Origin of the sequence: Marinobacter salinexigens (genome assembly GCF_008370345.1) — a bacterium.
Taxonomy (GTDB): Bacteria; Pseudomonadota; Gammaproteobacteria; order Pseudomonadales; family Oleiphilaceae; genus Marinobacter; species Marinobacter salinexigens.
In genome coordinates this window covers 1-206 of record NZ_VTUU01000068.1, presented here as the reverse complement: position 1 = coordinate 206, position 206 = coordinate 1, and the positions used below count along the sequence as shown (strand labels likewise).

Annotated in this window: 1 pseudogene; it reads left to right on the top strand. The window is 53.0% G+C overall.

Annotation, left to right across the window (positions count from 1 at the left end):
- Positions 1–6 precede the first annotated feature (6 nt).
- Positions 7–206: pseudogene (locus FWJ25_RS20700) on the top strand (hypothetical protein); the annotation flags it as partial.

The window sequence follows — 206 nt, the reverse complement described above, 5'->3', positions numbered from 1 at the left end:
CCTGAATTGAATGGCAAGCTCACTGGCATGTCCTTCCGGGTTCCCACCGTGGATGTATCGGTTGTTGACCTCACTGTCAGAATCGAGAAGGGGGCCTCYTACGAGGAAATCAAGAAAGCTATTAAGGCTGCTTCTGAGGGCCCACTCAAGGGTATCATGGGYTACGTGGAGGAGGATYTGGTTTCCACCGAYTTCACCGGTGACAG